This is a genomic window from Asticcacaulis sp. P2_C5, assembly GCF_056404555.1.
On sequence record NZ_JBFUDU010000004.1, the window covers coordinates 376,625 to 396,212 of the forward strand.

Genomic DNA, 19,588 nt, shown 5'->3' on the forward strand with positions numbered 1-19,588 from the left:
TGACCGGGTGACGCTGGCCACGGTTCAAAAAGGCATAGAGTGAATAACGACTCTGACCTCTTAAATTCCCGCTTTTCCCGTGCTTTGGCAGGCCTTAGCGCGGCCCGAAAGATCAAGATCGAAGGCGACCTGTTATGTCTGATCTAGGATGACGGGGTCAGGTCGATAACGACACTAACCTCATTTTTCTTGCAGAAAAAAGGAGCAGAGTGGTCGGCGCTCACGTCGTCTGCGTGCTCAGCAAATGTCCAGCTATCGACGATTACGAGGATGGCTTTCGATTGACGGTTGCATCCCATAATGTCAGGAGTCGCATACGGATTATACGCGAAAGTCGATTCCAAATTGAAAACGCTCCCTCAAGTTGTTGCAACTGCTGAACAATTGCCTTTGATCAGCCAAAACCGGCGAGGTGTTGAGATCATCTGCGGCGCAGCGGGAAGCGGGAAAACATCTACTGCTCTCCTTCGCCTCCGTTCCCTGAGCTATATGTTTGATGAGCGTAACCAGCGAGAACAACGTGACGAACCGGTGCGTGTGCTGGTGTTGACTTTCAACAGCACTTTGGCGGGTTACGTGACGGCCCTTGCTGAGCAGCAAATTCAAGGCGATGGAAACATTTCCATTGAAATAGACACCTTCGGTCGGTGGGCACGCAACTACGTAGGCGCCACAAATATTGTAGATTCTGAGGCGACCAGAGAAAAACTTGAATCGTTGGCGCGCGGAATCGACGGCCTCAGCCGGGATTACGTAGTAAAGGAAGTGGAATATGTTTTAGGAAGGTTTGAGCCAGAAGATTTAGAAGATTATATTGTAGCAACTCGGGCCGGCCGAGGCTCAACGCCAAGAGTTCTACAAGGAACACGCAGAATAATACTTGACGAAGTGATATTTCCTTACTTGGCCTGGCTTGAAGAGAACGAAAGCCTAGACTGGAACTTGCTTGCCGTCAAAATGGCTAGGGAGATTACTCCGCTCGATTACGATATTATCGTGGTAGACGAGACACAAGATTTTTCCGCAAACCAACTGAGGGCTGTGCGTCAACATCTTGCGGCTGAACACGCTATAACCTTTGTAATAGACACCGTGCAACGAATCTACGCTCGCGGGTTTACGTGGGCCGAGGCAGGTTTCGACGTCAGACCCGAACGTTCGCATGTGCTCAGAATAAATCACAGAAACACAGCAGAAATTGCGGCATTTGCCGCCGGTATCCTTGAAGGAATAAGCGTAGACACAGATGGTGCCCTTCCAGATCTCACAGCAACAAATTCCCATGGCCCACGCCCTATAGTTTTGAAAGGGAGATACTTTCCACAACTTAACTGGGCTATAGATTTTATTAACAATGAGGTTAATTTGGCTGAGGAATCTGTAGCTTTCCTTAAACCGCGTGGCCAAGGATGGTTTAAGGATGATAAGAACAAGCTGAGCGAAGCCGGTATTGAGTTCGTCGATATAACTCGAAATCCGGATTGGCCAGATGGAGACGTAAATGTGGCGCTCTCGACTTTCCACTCTGCGAAGGGCCTGGAGTTCGATTACGTATTCATACTTGGAATAAGCGCAAAAAACGCACCTTTTGCTGATGAGGATTCAGACGATCAAATTTTACTCCTCCGACGGCTTTTAGCCGTCGCGGTCGCTCGCGCACGAAAGCAAGTAATTGTTGGTTATAAGCCCGGCGAAGAATCACAAATTATTGAATTTTTCGTTCCAGGCACCTTTGACGAGCTTATGTTGTGAGCATTGAATTGGACATTCAGCGATGGGGTATTTCTGAGGTACTCCATTTTACGACCAACCGCGGCATTGTCGGCGTCTTGGCCACAAAAGAGCTTTTGTCACGGCATCGGCTACCGACAACAGACTATTTGCAATATGTGCTCCACAACAATGCTGCAATTCGTCCCGAAGCGGCTACCTATTTCGATAAGAGCCAAAATTGGCTGGATTTTGTGAACCTGTCGATCTCTGAGGTCAATAAGCGTTTTTTGAGCGTGTCCCAACGGTGGCATGAACGCGCCGACGTCTGGTGGGGGATATTGGCGTTTGATCCCGTCATTATGACCCATCCAAAAGTGGTGTTCGCCACGACCAATAACGGCTATGATCTTTGCAGACGAGCTCCGGGCTATGCCGGATTTAGCGCACTTTTTTCGCCGACTATAGACCGAAAACCACAGCCTTCGGGAATTGGTATTTGGAGAGCACTCCGCGGACTACGAGCTGCAAATCTACCCACCTGCGAGCAGGCCGAAATTCTATACCCGGAACGAGTCCCAGTAGCGTATTTGCGACGAATATATGTAAAGGTACCAGAACAGCGCGACCTCGTGAGAGGCTGGCTACGAGAATTTGGCATAGGCGGCGTTGAGGTTCTTGTTGCGCCAGAGAAATTTGTAGGAAAGCCGAATTGAACACCGAATTGGCCTTTGATATTTCGGTCCTTGGCATGTCGAGCAAGATGGAGCGATCAATCGTGCTATCCGCTCTGTGGGCGGCAGCCGGCGACAGCATTGGTTGGATTACAGAGTTGGCAAGAGATTCCCATTTGATCTCCTATCGAACGGGTGGGTCTTCTGTCACTGAGCCAGTGGCTTGGCAAAGGAATATCGGCGGCCGCAATGGACCGAGAGTTGACCTGCCTGCCGGAACCTACTCCGACGACACGCAACTCCGACTTGCCGTTTGTCGGTCCATAAGAGGGAATGGAAGTTTTGACGCGGAGACATTCGCAAAAATCGAACTTACTGTTTGGCCAACTTACGCCTTGGGAGGCGGGTTGGGAACGAAGGCCGCGGCACTAAACCTGTCGAAGCGTGGAGTAAACTGGTTTTCGAACTTCTTTGCTTCCGGAGAGCAAAAATATGTCTACGGGGGTGGAAACGGCGCAGCGATGCGCGTTCAACCTCATGTCTGGGCCTCACGCCAGAAAGCCAATCGACTATACACGAACGTTTTAAAGGACGCCCTGATAACGCATGGTCATCCGCATGGTTTTTGCGGTGCGTTCTTTCATGCGATGGCGTTGGCTGATGCATTGGCTTCGAACGAAATCCCTCCGCCAGCAGCTTGGAAAATCTATGTCGAGCGATTCACCGACATTTCCGATCTTGTAAGTTCCGAACCGCAACTCGCTGCGTTCTGGCTAGCACCTTGGGAAAAGCTTAACGGTGAAAGTCTGCCGCATGCACTCGAAAGGACTAAGACTGAGGCTCTTAGCGACATCGAAAAAATTTCAGGCCTGCTTCAAACGGGTGGCGTCCATGCATATCGCCTAATTCTCGAGGAGCTTGGGTGCTTCAGCCCAAGATTCAGAGGATCGGGCCTTAAGACCGCAATTGCGGCGCTGGCCCTTGCCTTTCTGTTCAAAAACTCAAATCCGAGCGAGGCATTGGTCGTCGCTGCTAACGAACTCGAAAGCGATACCGACACCATTGCGACCATGGCTGGAGCTTTACTTGGAACCGTGGCATTGGAAGCTCCGGGTTGGCATATTCAAGACCGAGACTACCTAATTCGCGAGGCGCGGCGGCTGTTTGAAATTTCGGATGGCAATAGGAGTGAAAGTTTTAATTATCCTAGCCTTAGCCAATGGAATCCACCTACAAAACAGACTGACGCTGTTTCCTTATTCGAAAATGGTTTCGCGATAGCGGGTCTGGGGGTTCTGAAGTCCGTCAGCCGAGAGTATTCCGCAGGTGACGCCACTTGGCAGTGGTTTGAGCTGCCTTTTGGTCAAACGATTTTAGCGAAGCGTAAGGCAAAACTGAAAGATGCTATTGCGCTAAGCCAACTGCCAGGTATGCCGAGAAAGATGAACGTGGAAACCCCCAATACACGCATAAGCAGAAGTGGTGGTAATGCTGCTCAAAGTGACTTGCCCCTAGGAGACATATCTGGAAACCTTCGCACAGCGCCTTCCGACGCGCGAAAGTCAGTCGCTCCTGCATTGAATCAGGACTATCTAGATAGTCTATCCGATGAAATCATTCGATCAGGTTTTGACGACCTAACGCTTGGACGCCTCCTCAATCGTTACATCGACCGGACGCACTCGGTCGATCTGGCCGTCGCCCTAACTGCGATAGTGGCGAAAGCGAAATTGGCTCGATCGCGTCGGAGCTCAAGCTCATGATTTTAGATCGTGGGGAAATTTCGGGGACAGGTTTTCGTGTAAAACAGGGGTCGCGGTAGGGACGCTCATTACTGAGCGCCCCTACCGCGATCCTTCACATGACGATCGAACTCGTGCGCGCTGAGGGCGGCCAACTCACGACGCCCGTACTCGGAACAAACTTATCAAGTTTTCCAGTCTTGCGAGGAGGTCATCATAAGTGATGATATCGACGACATTGGCATATTTGCGCCGGAGTATGTCGAAGTCGAACTGTCGCTGAGCATCGAACCGATGCGACCGGCCACTGATCACCAAACCTTTCGGGTTCGTAACCTTGATTCCCAAGCCCGTAGGCAGTTGATCGGCGTATTTTGTTGTCAAAGCCCGTTCACCCAAGACGCCCCATTTGCTTAGGTGCATTAGATATTTTTCGGTCTGCATGATCGTGCCTGACAAAGCATATCTGGGGACGTAATTGTTACGGTATGTCCCATTGGCTAACAGTCCGTCTTCCGAAGGTTTCTTAATTTCGATTATGTCAAGATTTCCTGAGGCATCGACCAGGGCGAAGTCGATATACCTGTTCTTGGCCTTTCCGGGTTCGGAATAAAAATCTTTCACTTGCACGTTCTCCAGCACGGCGACATACTTTGGAAAGATGACCAGAAGAAAATCGACCATCAATTTTTGCCAGTCTTTTTCCGCATAACCTGTTTCTTCCAGAAGCATCTCTTGGATTCGAGCCCGGATGAATTCAAACTTCTCTACTTCCAACGCGTATAGTTGGTTGTTGCGCTTTAAAACGCCGCCAGTCTTTTTTCGCTTGCTTAGGTAGGTTTGATACTGCTGCTCCGCGTCCGACATGGTCCCAAAGAAGTCCTTCACGATGTTATGTATCCTGGCCCGGGCGTATCGGGTTAGCTCGGTGCTGGTCGGAAATTTACGAATTAGCTCTTCGAAAGCTTCGAGGGGCAACGAATCCTCCTTGGGGCCACCGACGATAATCGGCTGCTCGACGACCGCTTCCAAACCCTTAAAGATCGAAATATCGCGATAGGCGGAGAAAATTCGACGCTCGAGCTCGATTTCGCGCCCGATCAAGACATCATGACGAGTTCCCAAGACCGACTTTTTAATGTGATAATAGTCGTCATCCACATGTCCCATATCGAAAGTAAAGGACCTGGCAATCATGTCCTCTTCGGCCGGCAATTCGTCGTCATATGGGATCATATACTCAGGCAAATCACCGATCAGGTCCCTTTCCGTGAAGTGAAATACCTTAGCAATCGTCACGTTGTGAGCCGTATCGAGCTCATGTCGCACCCAATTAAAGTCGCGTTCGCCTGAGTATTCGAATTCCAGTGCCTGGTGGTTGACTTTGAAAATATACATGCTGCAGTTTCCGCTTCAGACTCTTCGCAGCGTGTAGTTAAACTTACGAACGATTAAGAAACTGCGATGGTCGTTACCGCCTTCATCTCCAGCCTAATTACTCTGGTTCAGCGAAGGGATAGGGAGCACGTTGAAAACAGCGCCGACTATCTCTATAACGATGTTAACAACGCAGCCTAGATCCTAATGCCATGACTTTGAAGACAAGTGACCTAAACGAATATGCCGCCGCAGAGCTGACAGGCATGTCGCCGCGACTTTTGGCCTGGCTGAATAAGTACGCGCCCAAACAGGGCGAAACTCGGAAATTAAAAGTTGCAAGGGAAGTTCAAGGCGCAAAGTTTTACTCGAAGGACGAACTGCTTGACTTCGATGTTTATCTCAGGAAGCCATGGCCATCGGTAGCGGGCAAAAGACCGAATATCCCCGCGGGCATTAAAGAAGAAATTAAGATCGAAGCTAACAACCAGTGTGCGATTTGCTCAAGTCATTCCGATAGTTGCGAAGCGGCCCACATTGTGCCGGTGTCAAAAACCCATAGCAACCATCCGTCAAACTTGATCTGGCTTTGCGCCAGCCATCACACAGAATATGACAAAGGCGTCCTCGGCCCACTTGAAGAGGACCTTGAATTTATCCCTAGCTTCAAGACAACCCTCCTTTACTATAAACGGTTGCTCTGGAGTACTCAGGGAAACATATGTCACAGACTATTCCTCGTACTCGATGCTTGCTCTGGATTGGAGGCCAAGCGGACCAGCGCCAAGACGCCCAATCAGAAGAAGGCGGTGGAAAGCCTGGCAAAACAGATGCTTGGAGACTTGAGTAGCCTGGCGCCAGTCTCGAAAGGCGACCCCAACTATCCAAAATGGCAAAAGCTCGAGAAAGAGGCAAAGGCGCTCTCAACCAATAAGGACAGCGTCGCGAAACGACTAAAAAAAGCTCAGGTAATACGCGACGAATTCGTGGCGGCCTCCGGCCATATCGTGTGCCCCGTCTGCCTTGGGTCAGGCGCTCGCGAAGGCGAAGACTGCCCGGCCTGCGCTGGAGAAAGAGAAATTCCCAAGGACTTGGCAAATCGCATCGATTTCGACGATTTCAAGAAGGTCGACTGTCCAGTCTGCGACGGGGAAGGTATTTTTCGAGGCGAAGATTGTCCAGGTTGCCAGGGTGAAGCCCATATCGATAAGCGCTTTGCCGACAAGATGGACACCAACGACTTCGCGTTTGTTGATTGTCCGCTATGCGACGGCGAAGGAGCGTGGGGAGGAGATGACTGTCCTGTTTGCCACGGGGATCGGCAGATAGAGAAGCGTCATATCGAACAGATCGATCTAAGGGATTACAAGGAAGTCGACTGTCCAGTATGTAAAGGCAAAGGGCGTCATCTGGGCAACGATTGCCTCGCGTGCCGGGGTAATCGAACTATGCTTCGCCACGAGGCAGACAGCATAGAATTAAGAGACTATGTTCTTGTCGATTGCCCAGCTTGCCTGGGCGTGGCCAAGAGATACGATGACTGCCGATGCTGTGGCGGCGAGCTGAAAATGATGCGCTGTCAGGCCGATCAAGTCGATGTGTCGGAATTCCGAGATTAGGTATGTCCGAAGAATTCGAAGAATTAGAAGAATTACGGTGACGCCAATTGTCAAATTAGCTGTCTCATTTTATTGGTCACTCGCAAGCATCGAAAGGGTCCCGTGAGGTTTGTGCAACGGTGAGGCATTCATCCACCCTTAAAACAGACTGCCGACCGTGCCCTGCACATCGCCGCCCGGTAACACCTCTTCATCCTGCTTGCCGCCAAGCCTGACGATCCTGAGCGATCCGTCCGGCAAGGGCTTTTGCAGCGCCTTCGCATCGTCCCACGGTGCCGTCATCCAGGTCCTGCACTCATCGAGCGTACGCAGATGGACCGGCATGGCCTTGGGGTGGACGGCGGCGACCTCAGCGTTCGGCTCAGTCGTCAGAAAGGCGTAGAACAGGCCTGAGACCGGATCGTCATTGACCTTGATCTTGCGCGTCACCTCGGCGCAGACCCCGGCAAAGAAGGTCAGGGGCCGGTCCTCTCCCAGCGAGAACCACGTCAGCTCCTTCGATCCGCTGGCCTGGTTGGGCTCGCAAAAGCTGGTGACGGGGACCAGGCAGCGATATTCCGGCGCCAGCCAGCGCCGCCAATGTGGCGAGGCCGTGTTGCGGATGTTGGTCACGCCCGGATCGGTCTTCTTGCCCTGAAGCGCAAAGGCCGGCGACGGCATGCCCCACTGGGCGCCGGTCAGGTCCAGATCGAAGGGGATCTGGTGTGGTTGATCTAGGGTCGCACGGCACGAAAACTCGCACCTCGCCACCCTGACGGCACCATGCTAGACATAAGCACCCTGTCAGCCGATCCCGACCTGAGGATACGAACATGTCCCTTGCCCGCCAGTCTCTTGCCCGCAAGGTTTCCGACCTTTTCGCCACGGCCTCACTTGCCCTGTATTTCACGGTTGTGCTCCTGCAACCGGCCAAGGCGGACCCACCCGGCGCGCCAGACTATGGACTGGCCTTTGCGAGTTTCGCGCCTCTTAATACCGACATTTACATCGCCGACGCCGATGGCAGCCACGCCCGGTCGGTCCTGCCGCATCCTGCCCTCGATTACGACCCGTCCGTCTCGCCCGATGGCCGGTGGATCGTATTTACCTCTACGCGGAATGGATCTGACGATATCTATCGTGTTCGCGTCGACGGAACGGATCTGCAACAATTGACGCATGACAAGGCTTTCGACGACCAGGGCGCGCTGTCTCCGGATGGCCGCTCGCTGGCGTTCGTCTCGGCCCGCAGTGGCCAGGCGGACATCTGGATCCTTGACATGACGACCGGGGCGTTGCGCAATCTCACGCATTACCAGGGCGGCGATTTCCGCCCGGCCTGGTCGCCCGACGGTCAGTGGATCGCCTTCTCGTCTGATCGCCAGTCGAAAAAACCGAAATTTACTTTTGTCACCGTCCAATCGACCGAACTTTTCGTCATGCGCGCCGATGGGACGGCGCTTCGCCAGGTGACCCACGACGATGCTTTTGCCGGCAGTCCGTCCTGGTCGCCGGACGGCAAACAACTGGTTTTCTATCAGACGGGCATCGACGATGTGCAAAAGATCGCGAGTCCGCGACGGCTGCGCGGAACGACCCAGATCGTGAGTCTCGACCTGGCGACAGGCCAGCGCGAGGTGCTGACCACGGGGAGCGGCGAAAAATGGTCGCCGGATTGGATGGCGGACGGACGCATCGGCTATGCCTCCGGCGGACCCGAAGGCGGTGTGGAGTTCGTATCGGGATCGGCAGGCGCACGAGGCGAGATGCGTAATCCGCACTGGTCGCCGGACGGCAAAGTCATGGTGTTTCAGCGCGATGTCGGCACTGCCTGGCCGCCACTCCAGGTGTGGTCCAGCCTGGATGCGCATTTCCAACTGGTGCGAACAGGTATTTTCCCGTCCTATGCCCCGCAGGGCGATCGTCTGGTCCTCAACGACCAGACGGCGGGCAACCTTCACAACAATATCCTGATAATGGACGAGGATGGCACCGGCCGCACCCTTGTGTTCAGTGACCCGCAACGCAGCGCGCTGGCGCCGGTCTGGTCACCACGAGGTGACCGCATCGCCTTTGGCCTGGGCGGATTTTTCCAGTCGGTAAACGGCCAGTCGATCGCGGACATCGCCGTCATGCAGAGCGATGGCAAGGATATGCAATTGCTGACCGGCGGAACCGGCAATTTCGGCCTGCCAAGCTGGTCACCGGATCAGACGCGCCTGGTCTATCGCGGGGCTGGAAAAGATTTGAACGGCCTGTTTATCGTTGATGTCGCCACGCATGCCGTGACCGTGCTGACCAGTGCCGCCGGTCACGAAAACTTCCCATCCTGGTCTCCCCAGGGTGATCGGATCGCCTATACCGGCGACCAGGACGGAGACTACGAGATCTACACTCTGCGCCCCGACGGCACGGATGTGCGCAGGCTGACCTGGTCCCCCGGCAATGATGCGCATAATGTCTGGTCACCTGACGGCAAATGGATCGCTTTCACCAGCGCCAGGGGCGGATTCAAGGACGAAGCACCTTTGCATCCCTATAATCCTCAGCCCTATGGCGATCTCTATGTCATGCGCGCCGACGGCACGGACGTGCGGCAATTGACGGACAACCAATTCGAAGAAGGCACACCCGGCTGGCTTCCGCGACCAGCGAAGACGAAACCTTGACGTGGACCCATTCGCACGCAGGTACGGTCGCGTGTCCCGAGCCGGCCGGAACAGGTCGTTTTCGCGGCCATTTGCGACGTGACGTACCTCGAGAAGCCTGCATTCCGAATTAGGACCTACCGGCTGCTATCTGACTTATAAATGCGTTTCGACTACGAAGCCTGAGCAGGTTGCCCAAAACGACGAGGCGGTCACGTTAGCAAGTGCCCTGGAAAGTCTCGGCGCGACCAGCAAGGTCAGGATCGAAGGGTATCTGGTGCGGCTGATCTAGGGCCAAGCCAAGTCTCGGCCCATAATCACACTGACCCTTTTTCGCGCCCGGACGCCTTCCGGTTCTTGCGCTGAGGCCCGAAAGACAGCCTTCGCCCTACCCCTGAGTAACCGCCCCAAAAAGCACCGTGAAGTCGCCTTTGGCAAGGTTAGCCGCCGGAATAAACAAGAAGATCGGATCGGCGTCGTTGATCCACATATCCATCGCCCTGTTCGACTCGATTAGAACAAGTAGGCGTAACGCGTCCGCGCCGGCGAAAAAGGCGTCGCGATTGTCCAGAAAATAGCGCACCTGATCGTCCTGATCATCGGTCCATGGCCGATAAATGGTTCCGTTCCTTAATCGTGACTCGATACGCTTCAAGGACAGCCATTCGTCCCAGTCCTTGATAAAGGCAAACCGCTCAAGGCCTTCCCGGCCGATCTGCCGGGCATGCAGAGCCAGGCGAAGGTCCGAACCGTCGTGATCGAACCCTTGCCCCAACAACCGGCCGATCGCGCCTGTGGGTTGCTGGCTAACGGCGTCTTGCAACCTTTCGAAATCGCCGTCGGGCGCCAGGGCCTCGACGGTTGCGTGAAGGTCCAGCCCCATGACCGGTACCGTGACGCCCGGCCGGAAAGCCTCGATGCTGACGGGCTTGAGCCGGTTGACATAGGCGCCATAGGCCTCTTCGCCTTCGGGCGCGGCCAGGCGCTCAAGGGCTGTGCCGGCAGGCGTCAGGATCGCCCGAACCGGTACGGGGTCGCCGGCGCTTTCGATATAGTCGACGAACAGGGACAACAAGCCTTCAGCCGGCAGATCGAGACACCCCGTACGCGTCCGGACATCCGCCAGATCGAGCTGCCCCAGGAAGCCGCAATATCCGTAGTCGCCGCGCGGCCACGCCGTGCCGGCGGCAAGATCGGGCGCGCCGCCCAGCCTTGTCCCGCCCAGTGGTGCACCGGCCGCGGGCTTACCTGCGATCATATGGAAACAGGGTTTCGCATGACGCAGAATCGCCTCTCGGGCATTCTCCAAACCGCACGCGTCAATCAAGGTGTTCAGATCGTCGAACGATGCGAGAGGCTCGAGCGTCTGCGCCTTCGGGGCCGGGTTCGGCTTCGAGCCGGAAAACACACGTCTCAGCCAAGACAGCATAAACCTACATTTCCGTTTGAACGCCCGATGACGCTCGGTTACCGGTAAGGTAGCCCGCCGTAGAGGCGTTGTGAAGCCCAACCGCGAGTATATGGGCCCGTTTTCGGTCGGCCCAATGCGCGCTTGAGCAAAATCCAGCCCCTGCGAGTAAGTCGGCCCTTGGTGCTATTCCGCCACACGGCCGGCAATGGCCACCAGACTCCACAGGATCGAGCCATCGGGCAACCGGCTTGTGGGCCGGGTTATGACCAGGCCACCAAGACCGTTGACATAATAGGACGTCCGCCGGTCGGCCACTGGCTGTGGCGTAACGTCACCACGGCAATCCGGCAGGCCGTTCGTCGTCTGGTCGGTCCATACCAGCCATTTGCCTTCCCTGCCCTTGTCTTCCGAGTGCCATTGGCCCTGCATCTTCTCCTGCCCGCTATCGATCACGAAGCTGCCGTTTGCCCGCAAGGTCCAACGCTCCCGGCAGACGGGCTGGCCGTCCGCGCGCTCTTCCGCCGTCTTCAGTTCATAGGTGCCGGCGATGCTCTTTGCTGCTGCGGCGCCGGTCGGCAGCGCACCTGTCGTCGCCAGGGTCGCCGTCATTATGACGCCACACACGGTTTTCGCCAGCCATCCAGACATCTATTCCCCCATAATCGGACAATCATTTAGCCCGCGGAGGGGCCGGGTCGGGTCAATAAAGTCACTGCCTTTTATCTTACGGAACGGGAGGGGTTTCAGCCGGCGTCTCCGCAGGCCACACCGGCACATCCATTGCGCTTTTGACATAGGGAACCTTCCCCGACATAAGGCCGAAGACGTCGCCGGTCTTTTCTGCAATGACGTCGGCATTGCTGAGCGTCTGCTCGGCCGAGATACACTCCGTGCTTTCGAATTCGCCGGTCACATAGTTATGGGAATTGAAATAGTGAAAGCAGGCACGTGGCTTGCCCGATGTCTCGGGCACGCCCCAGACGCCGCGCACGGCGCCACGATTGCCGGTAAACCACATTCGGTCGCTGCCGTCCGGAGCCGAGTATTCGACGTAAACGCCATAGCCCTTCTGATAGATGATCTTTGTCTTGTCCGTCAGGTTGTCGGTTAAGGCCGCGCGGATATCTTCGCTGGAAAGCGTTCTGAGCGCCTTCTTTTCCTCGGACTTCTTGTGTCTGGCGAGGTCGCTGAACGCGCGAGCGTCCTCCGGACTGAGCACAACCGAGCTATCCTGGGCCGCGGCCGCGACCGGCGCCAGGCTGAGCGCAGTGACAAGACATAGCCATTTCATTGGAAAACGCCCCCGTGTGACGGCGCCAATCCGGACGCGTCTGTAGCGGGAGTCTCGCAACAGCGCATCGCACAGTCAACGCTTTTCCACAGGCTCAGTCTGCCGCGGGTTACGCATGTCGCGATTATACCACACCCCCCGGGGACGAGGATGTCTACCGGCGCGGCATGGGACATGCCCCTCTCACCAAGACTGAAGAGCGAAGCTTATGCGCCAACCTTATTTATGCAGTCCAAAGCAATATCCCCGTTTTTCCAGGTATGGCTGATCCAGTGTCAAAGGGTCAGGTCAATAGTGACACTTGAATAAGAGGGCATGGTGAAGGCGCGCACATTTCCACACAGACGCTTTTGTCCGTCAATTTGATTGACGAAATACCTCTTGTGCGGATATAAAAATGGTTACGTACCATTTAGAGGCGGACGCAGGTGAATTTCCTACCGATCGACCCTCCGGAGATAGATTTACGCCTTGATTATCAAGGTGTATTTTCTCCAATTCGTAATGGTATCGCTCCCACGAATGGCAGCAGTGCCCCCGTCCTCCGGCTGTCCGATACGATCGCACAGCAGTTAGGCATGGACATAGTTTGCGGACTTTATGCCGTCGGCGAGGCCCTGCCCACGGAAATGACCCTGACCGCACAGTGGAATGTGTCCCGAACCGCCGTTCGCGAAGGGCTCACTATTCTCATCGATAAAGGCCTCGTTGAACCACGAAGAAAAGCCGGGACGCTGGTCACCCCGCGCTCACGCTGGCACCTGCTCGATCCCCTGGTGCTGTTCTGGATGCGCCTCGCCGAGCCCGACGAAAGCTTTATCCGGTCCCTCTTCGAACTTCGGCTGACCATCGAGCCCCAGGCCGCAGGATTTGCCGCCCGACGCAGGTCGGACCAGGACCTGATCCGCCTGCAAAAGGCCTTCGACATCATGTCCGATGATCGCCGGACCGAGGAGGCGGCCCGTCGCGCCGAGATCCAGTTCCACAGGACGATTATGCAGGCTGCCAACAACCCGCTTCTCCTGCCGCTGGCGGACTCCATCGAAGCGGCTGTCGTCTGGACAAATTCCTACAAGACAAAACGCAACATCTCCATCCGCGCTTCGTTGAATGAACACAGCATGATACTGGATGCCGTCCATCATCAGGATGACGCCCGGGCGCGGTGGTTGATGGAAGCCCTTATCCGCTCGGCGATAGAGCCGACCTCTGCCTGGTCAACGCCAGGCGGCGCTCGCGGACACGACAGTACCAGAGCCGCTTTGCACGCCTGAGAGCGACACCGTTGTACCGCTCTGACGGCCACGGCAAAGGCGGAGCTGGATACATATCATCGCCGCTCTGAAATTGTCCGACCTGAAAAATGATATACGTACCATCGGCAATCGACCTGCACTATCCTCACCTCTGCCTGCACCGAACGTTCAAGCAAATGTTTGATTTTGGCCGCCTCAGAGATTAACATTACAGATGGATTGGGATACGGCACACCGACATCGCCATGGACATTGAACCCGTACAGAAGCCAGGCCGCCGGGCGCGCAACGTCAGCACAATCCATGACGTCGCCAAACACAGCGGCGTCTCCCCCATGACCGTGTCCCGCGTCATCAATGGCGAAACCAATGTACGCGAAGAAACCCGCCAGAAGGTACTTGCCTCGGTCACCGCGCTGAACTACGCCCCCAGCACATCGGCGCGCGCCCTGGCAGCCCGGGATGCGACACAAATCGCCGTGCTCTACACCAATCCATCCACCTCTTACCTCAATGAGATACTGATCGGCGCCCTGACGCAAACAGGCCTCAGCGGCTGCCGGCTGACCATCGCCAAGTGCGAAGGTCTGGACGAAGCGGTCGAAACGGTCGAAGATCTGGCCGCCGCCGGGATAGACGGCGTCCTCCTGCCGGCGCCCCTCTCCAACTCCAATCGCGTTGCCCTCGCGCTCGACCGCGTGAATCTGCCCTCGATCGGCATTGCGGCCGCCCAGCAGCCACCCGGCCGCTCCATCATCGGTGTCGACGATCACGCCGCCGCTTTCGCCATGACCACCCGGCTGGTCGAATTGGGCCATACCCGGATCGGCTTCATTAAGGGCCACCCGAACAACCGCGCCAGCGATTTTCGCACCGAGGGCTTTCTCGCCGCCATGAACGCGGCCGGCCTCGATGTCGATGTCGACCTGATCGTGCAGGGCTATTTCGATTACCATTCCGGTTTCGACGCCGCCGCCGTCCTGCTGGGCCAACCCAACCGGCCCACGGCTATTTTCGCCTCGAATGATGATATGGCCGCGGGCGTTCTGGCCAACGCCCATAGTTTCGGCGTCCATGTCCCGGGCGAATTGACGGTGGTCGGCTTCGACGACACCACGACGGCGACGACGGTCTGGCCGGAGCTGACGACGGTGCGGCAACCGACCGTTCAGATGGCGTCCGAGGCGGTTGAACTTCTGCTGCTGCAGATCCGGGCGAAGCGTTCCGGCGCAAGCTATGAAGCGCGCCGAGAGCTTCGCGATTTCGAAATCATCGAGCGGCAAACCTCAGCACCAGCGCCAAAAGCCTGAATCGGTATGGCTTTAGAAAAGAAGAATATTAGAAAAGAAGAATAAGGGGGGCGGAGTCAGTTTCTGAACCATTCATGTCGCCATCGTGAGTCGATAATGACTCTGAACCTTTTCCGCGTTTCTATGCTCTATCGTCACTTTTATTTCCCTCCCGGTTGGAACCCGATAGATTCACACCCCCAGAAAATGCTTGGGCTTCAAAACCCCGGCCGAGATGTTTCTGGCAGAATTCAACACCGTTGCACTTGGTCTGTGAATCCATCCCCATTCCCGCCTTATAAAGGATAATCTGTATTCCAAGGCTCCATTAAGCACTCCTCATCTATATTATTGGCCAATAATATATCAGATACCTGTTCTAGCGTATACGCGACTTCGAAAAACTCGAACTTCACGTCATTTTCACCGAAATCCCAATTATTAGCTATACATTCCGAATTCACAAATACCTTTTTTACTGTATAAATTTGCATGACATTGACGGGAATTCTACTTCTGACAAGATTATTGATGCGAAGATAGCCGTCCGGCGTCCGATCAATGTAGTCTTTTTGTACCGCGGACACGGCCGCCCAACACTGATACCCAGAAATCTCGGACGGTAATTCACATACAACGATACCAGCGTTCATCACGAGCTGGTTTTTAATCTTCATTTTCATGACGTTCACCCGACCGGAAAGAAAATGTGGATCGTCGCTCCGCCGCCTTTTGGATTATCTGCAAATGCGGCAATTCGCCGTCTGGATTCTTCGGGCCGTGCCCGACAAACCGTACATGTGGTTTTGATAGTTCCTGCCGGTGTGGCCGAGGCAGCCATTGCCACCTCATTCCGGCTCGAATCGCGACCGTATGCGTTGCAGCGGCCGGGTTCAAGGATGTCATGAAAATTGGCCGTTGCCACGAAACCGTTACGGGAAACCGAAATGCCCATTATTCTTCTGTTAGGTTGATGCAGGGACGCCGAGTCAGGGCAATAGTGACCCTACCCTTTTTCTCGTAAGCCACGGCGACGATTATGGCCAATCCACAAGCTGAAGTGTTCCCTCGCTCCAAAGCTTCAATACCATTCGAGCGCTAAATGCGTCCAAGCCGCTTCCAGCAGCGACACCTTCAAGCGTATTGATTGCCGCCCCCTCTTCAATTGGTAAAAGATAAGTGGCCGCCCATGCCTGGACGCATTTATTTTCATTTTCTAACAATGAAAGTAACAATTCCAAGCCGTGATCAGGTAATTTTTTTAAATCGCCAAGCAGCGCAATGATGCGATCGTGAGCTTTATTCGATCGTTTATGGTCGCCAGTATTCGTAAAGCCGGCATGCGCCATACATGCTTCTATTAGTGCAGCTTTAACATTTTCCATTAGCAAAACTCAACATAATCTCCGAAATTGACTGAACCTGAATTGCGGTGACTTGATGCAAAATGCATAACTCCCCGGTACCCGTATTTAAGGGCCTGGAGCACCATTCTCCATGGGTTTCCAGACCCATTCCCTGAACCCGTCAGTCGCCTGTTTGCCGGACGCCGTCTAAAGCCTCGCCGCCAGACGCTACGACCAACACACCTTGTGCCATATTGCCATGGCACACGCCGACAGCCTTCAGTTCTTGAAACTGACCGCCATAGACGTGCCCTTGTAAACAACGGATTTTGTGACCGGAGCCGGATTGCCGCCCGTGCCCTGCCCCGGCTTCGCGATGACGATGTTCAGGGTCCTGGTGCCCACCAGGCCGGGGAAGGTTCCCTTGCGCGGGCCGATGGTCAGGATTTGCGTCTTGTCATCCCACGTCAGGTCGAAGGTCGCGAACTGACCCTTTTCGTAGTCGTAGGTTTCGTTGTCGTCCTCGTACACCGTAAAGGCGGCCTGGGCGCCGGGATAGACGCGGATCTCATACGGCGCGTCCGGTTTTTCCGTCGCATATTGCTGGAGCGGTCCCATGGGAATGATCGATCCGGCACGAATATACAGAGGCACGACGTCGAGCGGTGCCTCACGGACAACCGTCTGGCCTCCGTCGAACCGATCATTGGTGTAGAAATCATACCAGCCGGTGCCGGCGGGCAGATAGGTCGCGACCTTCAGGTCCAATGACTTTGTGGCGGATTTCAAAGCCTGGAGCTGGCTGGGCGTGCGCCACGACAGCCGCAGTCGGCGGTCCGCGGCGCCCTGGAAGAACTCGACCTTGACCGGAAGCGCCTGGCCCTTCTTCAGGGTGATTTTCGTGCTCTTGAAGCGATTGGCGCCATAGTCCCAATCATCGACGAGCAGCTTGCCATCGAGGAAAAGGCGGAAACCGTCATCGCCCTCGATGCCGATTTCATATTCCCCGTCTTCCGGCGCCACGATGCTGCCTTCCCAACGCGCCGAGAAATGGTCCACACTGTCCAAACCCGCCGGCGGCTGGGCCAGGGGCGGCCCCGGCCATCTCAGGTCAAGCGTCGCATCGATGGTTTTGCCCTTCGGCGTCTCGAATTTCTCGCCGGCGAAATATTGCCCTTCCAGTCCGGGCTGGCCCGACGGGGTGCGCAAATACGCGCTGGGGATGGTTTCCGCCGGCGGCTCCTGAACGTGGTACATCGCGTGGGTGACGGGATGGACCAGGATGGAGGACCCGAACATGAAGGCGTCATTGATGTTGAAGGTCGCGCGGTCGTCGGGAAAATCCATCGGCAGGGCGCGCATCAGCGTATAGCCGTCCGACGTCACCTTCCAGCTCAGGCTGTAGATATAGGGCAGCAGCCGGTAACGCAGGTTTACCGACTGAACCAGCGAGTTGTACATTTCCGGATCGAGATCCTTGAAAATGTAGGGTTCGCGTTCGATGCTGGTGCCGTGAACGCGGAAGATCGGGTTAAAGGCGCCAAACTGGAACCAGCGCGCGAACAGCTCGCGATAGGCCGGATTTTGCTCGCCGCCCTGGAATTCCGTAACAAAGAAGCCGCCGGTGTCCTGTGACCAGTATGGGTTGCCGGTGATCGTCACATTGGCGCCGCCGTTGATTTGCTCGCCGAAGGTCTTCCAGCTGGCAAAAATATCGCCTGACCACGACGCGGCGCCCGTGCGCTGGGCCCCGGCCCAGGCGGACCGCGTCAAGGTGAACACGCGCTTGTCGCTCGTCGCGCGCTGGCCGTCATAGGTGCCCTGCGTGGTCATCAGGCTGTACGGGTTGAGATACCGTGAAGCATCGCCCAGCGTGTTGTTACCCAGGCTCTTGATGTCACGCGCCACTTCGTAGGGATCCCAGCACGCGGTACCGACCTCGACCTCGGTGCCGTCCATCCACAGGGCGTCGACGCCCTTGTCCAACAGGCCTTTCTTGATGTGCTTGAAATAGATCTGCCGCCCCTTGGGGCTATAGGCGTCATAAATCCGCGCGTGTTTCGATATCCAGTGAAGCGGCGCGAAGCGCAGACCGCTGGCATCCAGCTCCCGGGCAAGGTCTGTGTCATTGCCAATCGACGGCCAGATCGACACCATCAGCTTCAGGTGCTCATCGTGCAGTTCCCGGGTCATGCCCTCTGGGTCCGGATAGCGTTCCGGGTTCCAGGTCATGCCGCTCCAGCTGCCGTCCTTGTCCGAACCCCAATATTGCCAGTCCTGGACGATGTAATCGAGCGGGAACTGCTTTTCCCGGAAGGTCCGCGCCACCTCAAGCAACCGGGCCTGGGTCTTGTAGCGTTCCTTGCTCATGAACAGGCCGAACGCCTGTTTCGGATACATCGGCGCCTCACCCGTCAGATGACGATAGGACTTCACGACGTCATCCATGGTGCTGCCGGCCATGAAGTAGTAGTCGACGCCGCCGGGGGCGCTTTCCGCCCACAGGGTGGCGCCGTCCGCGTCATCCTTGAACTTCATGATCGAATAGGTGTCCCACAGGATGCCGTATTTTTCCGAGGACATCATGACGGGAATAACGATACCCGTATTGGTCTGGACCAGCAGGATATCCTTGTTGCGGCGGTTGAGCTCACCTTCGTTGATGAAGCCGAAACCGAATATGCCTTCGTCGGGTTTAAGCGTGAAGGTGTTTTGCACTTCGTAGGTCGGGGCGCCGGAAATCTCGACCGGCTTGATCTGCTCAGGCGTACCCGCGCGTTCGCGCGTATAGACCCGGCCGGAAGGGTCCTGAAAGGTCAGCCCGCCGGACGCCTTGTCGATAACGATAACCAGTTTCTGCGACACGATGGTCACGGTGTCGGCCGTCTCCGTGACGTCGAAGGCGACGGGGTCCGGCTTGTCGACCACGACCAGGCTGGGGGCGGTCCAGTAGGACTTGCCGAGATTGGCATTCACCCGGACCGTATCCGGACTGTAAAAGATAATGTTCTTGGTGATGGCGCCGCGGGTGATCTGCACGCCATCCGCCAGGCGGACATAAGCGAAGCCTGTGGAAGCGGCCGGTTGCACGCTTTCCAGATGGCCATTGGCGTCGAGGCCCGTGGGAACAGCCGCGAACGCTGCGCCCGACACCAATGCCAGCGCCGATACACAGCCAGCCAACCAAAATGCTTTCATAGCCAAGTCCGTTATGTTTCCTGCCACGGGCCGTTATCGCCAAGCCCA

General features: G+C 55.8%; 15 protein-coding genes. 7 read left to right on the forward strand and 8 right to left on the reverse strand.

All coding sequences use genetic code 11. The features are described 5' to 3' along the window. The first annotated feature begins 345 nt into the window (after positions 1-345). The 3 genes from AC1DXO_RS09825 to AC1DXO_RS09835 are packed head-to-tail and all read left to right on the forward strand — an operon-like array spanning position 346 to position 4,147. Positions 346-1,752 carry a 3'-5' exonuclease gene (locus AC1DXO_RS09825; RefSeq protein WP_476977948.1) on the forward strand — a complete coding sequence of 469 codons (1,407 nt, stop codon included), beginning with the start codon at positions 346-348 and terminating at the stop codon, positions 1,750-1,752. Further along, positions 1,749-2,426, forward strand: a complete 678-nt coding sequence (locus tag AC1DXO_RS09830) for a DarT ssDNA thymidine ADP-ribosyltransferase family protein (protein WP_476977949.1) — start codon at positions 1,749-1,751, stop codon at positions 2,424-2,426. The genes AC1DXO_RS09825 and AC1DXO_RS09830 overlap by 4 nt, the downstream gene beginning before the upstream one ends. After that, positions 2,423-4,147, forward strand: coding sequence for an ADP-ribosylglycohydrolase family protein (locus AC1DXO_RS09835; RefSeq protein WP_476977950.1), 1,725 nt, complete (start codon positions 2,423-2,425; stop codon positions 4,145-4,147). The genes AC1DXO_RS09830 and AC1DXO_RS09835 overlap by 4 nt, the downstream gene beginning before the upstream one ends. Positions 4,148-4,282: 135 nt before the next feature. Here AC1DXO_RS09835 and AC1DXO_RS09840 read toward each other — a convergent pair whose 3' ends face one another. Beyond that, positions 4,283-5,524, reverse strand: a complete 1,242-nt coding sequence (locus AC1DXO_RS09840) for a Shedu immune nuclease family protein (RefSeq protein WP_476977951.1) — start codon at positions 5,522-5,524, stop codon at positions 4,283-4,285. A 191-nt stretch (positions 5,525-5,715) separates the two neighbouring features. Here AC1DXO_RS09840 and AC1DXO_RS09845 point away from each other — a divergent pair, with 191 nt between their 5' ends. Then, positions 5,716-7,122: a zinc finger domain-containing protein gene (locus tag AC1DXO_RS09845; protein ID WP_476977952.1), complete on the forward strand. Its 1,407-nt coding sequence runs from the start codon at positions 5,716-5,718 to the stop codon at positions 7,120-7,122. Between the two features lie 138 nt (positions 7,123-7,260). Here AC1DXO_RS09845 and AC1DXO_RS09850 read toward each other — a convergent pair whose 3' ends face one another. After that, entirely contained in the window at positions 7,261-7,872 is a 612-nt protein-coding gene (locus tag AC1DXO_RS09850; RefSeq protein ID WP_476977953.1) for an SOS response-associated peptidase family protein, read from the reverse strand. 62 nt (positions 7,873-7,934) lie between these two features. Between AC1DXO_RS09850 and AC1DXO_RS09855 the strand changes: the two genes are divergently transcribed. Beyond that, positions 7,935-9,770, forward strand: a complete 1,836-nt coding sequence (locus AC1DXO_RS09855) for a hypothetical protein (RefSeq protein ID WP_476977954.1) — start codon at positions 7,935-7,937, stop codon at positions 9,768-9,770. 367 nt (positions 9,771-10,137) lie between these two features. Here the strand turns inward: AC1DXO_RS09855 and AC1DXO_RS09860 are convergent, their stop codons facing one another. The 3 genes from AC1DXO_RS09860 to AC1DXO_RS09870 form a co-directional block, all read right to left on the reverse strand. Continuing rightward, the gene (locus AC1DXO_RS09860) at positions 10,138-11,178 is read right to left on the reverse strand and encodes a DUF1963 domain-containing protein (RefSeq protein WP_476977955.1); all 1,041 of its coding nucleotides are present in this window, start codon (positions 11,176-11,178) and stop codon (positions 10,138-10,140) included. A 165-nt stretch (positions 11,179-11,343) separates the two neighbouring features. Beyond that, entirely contained in the window at positions 11,344-11,808 is a 465-nt protein-coding gene (locus AC1DXO_RS09865; protein WP_476977956.1) for a hypothetical protein, read from the reverse strand. A gap of 76 nt (positions 11,809-11,884) precedes the next feature. After that, positions 11,885-12,451 (reverse strand): hypothetical protein, encoded by a 567-nt coding sequence (locus AC1DXO_RS09870; protein ID WP_476977957.1) that lies wholly within the window; start codon positions 12,449-12,451, stop codon positions 11,885-11,887. 428 nt (positions 12,452-12,879) lie between these two features. Here AC1DXO_RS09870 and AC1DXO_RS09875 point away from each other — a divergent pair, with 428 nt between their 5' ends. Together AC1DXO_RS09875 and AC1DXO_RS09880 are read left to right on the forward strand one after the other, a co-directional pair. Continuing rightward, positions 12,880-13,725 (forward strand): FadR/GntR family transcriptional regulator, encoded by an 846-nt coding sequence (locus AC1DXO_RS09875; protein WP_476977958.1) that lies wholly within the window; start codon positions 12,880-12,882, stop codon positions 13,723-13,725. A gap of 227 nt (positions 13,726-13,952) precedes the next feature. Beyond that, positions 13,953-15,017 (forward strand): LacI family DNA-binding transcriptional regulator, encoded by a 1,065-nt coding sequence (locus tag AC1DXO_RS09880; protein ID WP_476977959.1) that lies wholly within the window; start codon positions 13,953-13,955, stop codon positions 15,015-15,017. Between the two features lie 275 nt (positions 15,018-15,292). Here AC1DXO_RS09880 and AC1DXO_RS09885 read toward each other — a convergent pair whose 3' ends face one another. From AC1DXO_RS09885 to AC1DXO_RS09895, 3 genes are all read right to left on the reverse strand, one after another. Further along, entirely contained in the window at positions 15,293-15,679 is a 387-nt protein-coding gene (locus AC1DXO_RS09885; protein ID WP_476977960.1) for a hypothetical protein, read from the reverse strand. A 354-nt stretch (positions 15,680-16,033) separates the two neighbouring features. Continuing rightward, on the reverse strand, positions 16,034-16,381 hold the full coding sequence (locus AC1DXO_RS09890) for a hypothetical protein (RefSeq protein ID WP_476977961.1): 348 nt from the start codon (positions 16,379-16,381) through the stop codon (positions 16,034-16,036). Between the two features lie 240 nt (positions 16,382-16,621). Then, positions 16,622-19,540 (reverse strand): TIM-barrel domain-containing protein, encoded by a 2,919-nt coding sequence (locus AC1DXO_RS09895; protein WP_476977962.1) that lies wholly within the window; start codon positions 19,538-19,540, stop codon positions 16,622-16,624. Positions 19,541-19,588 lie beyond the last annotated feature (48 nt).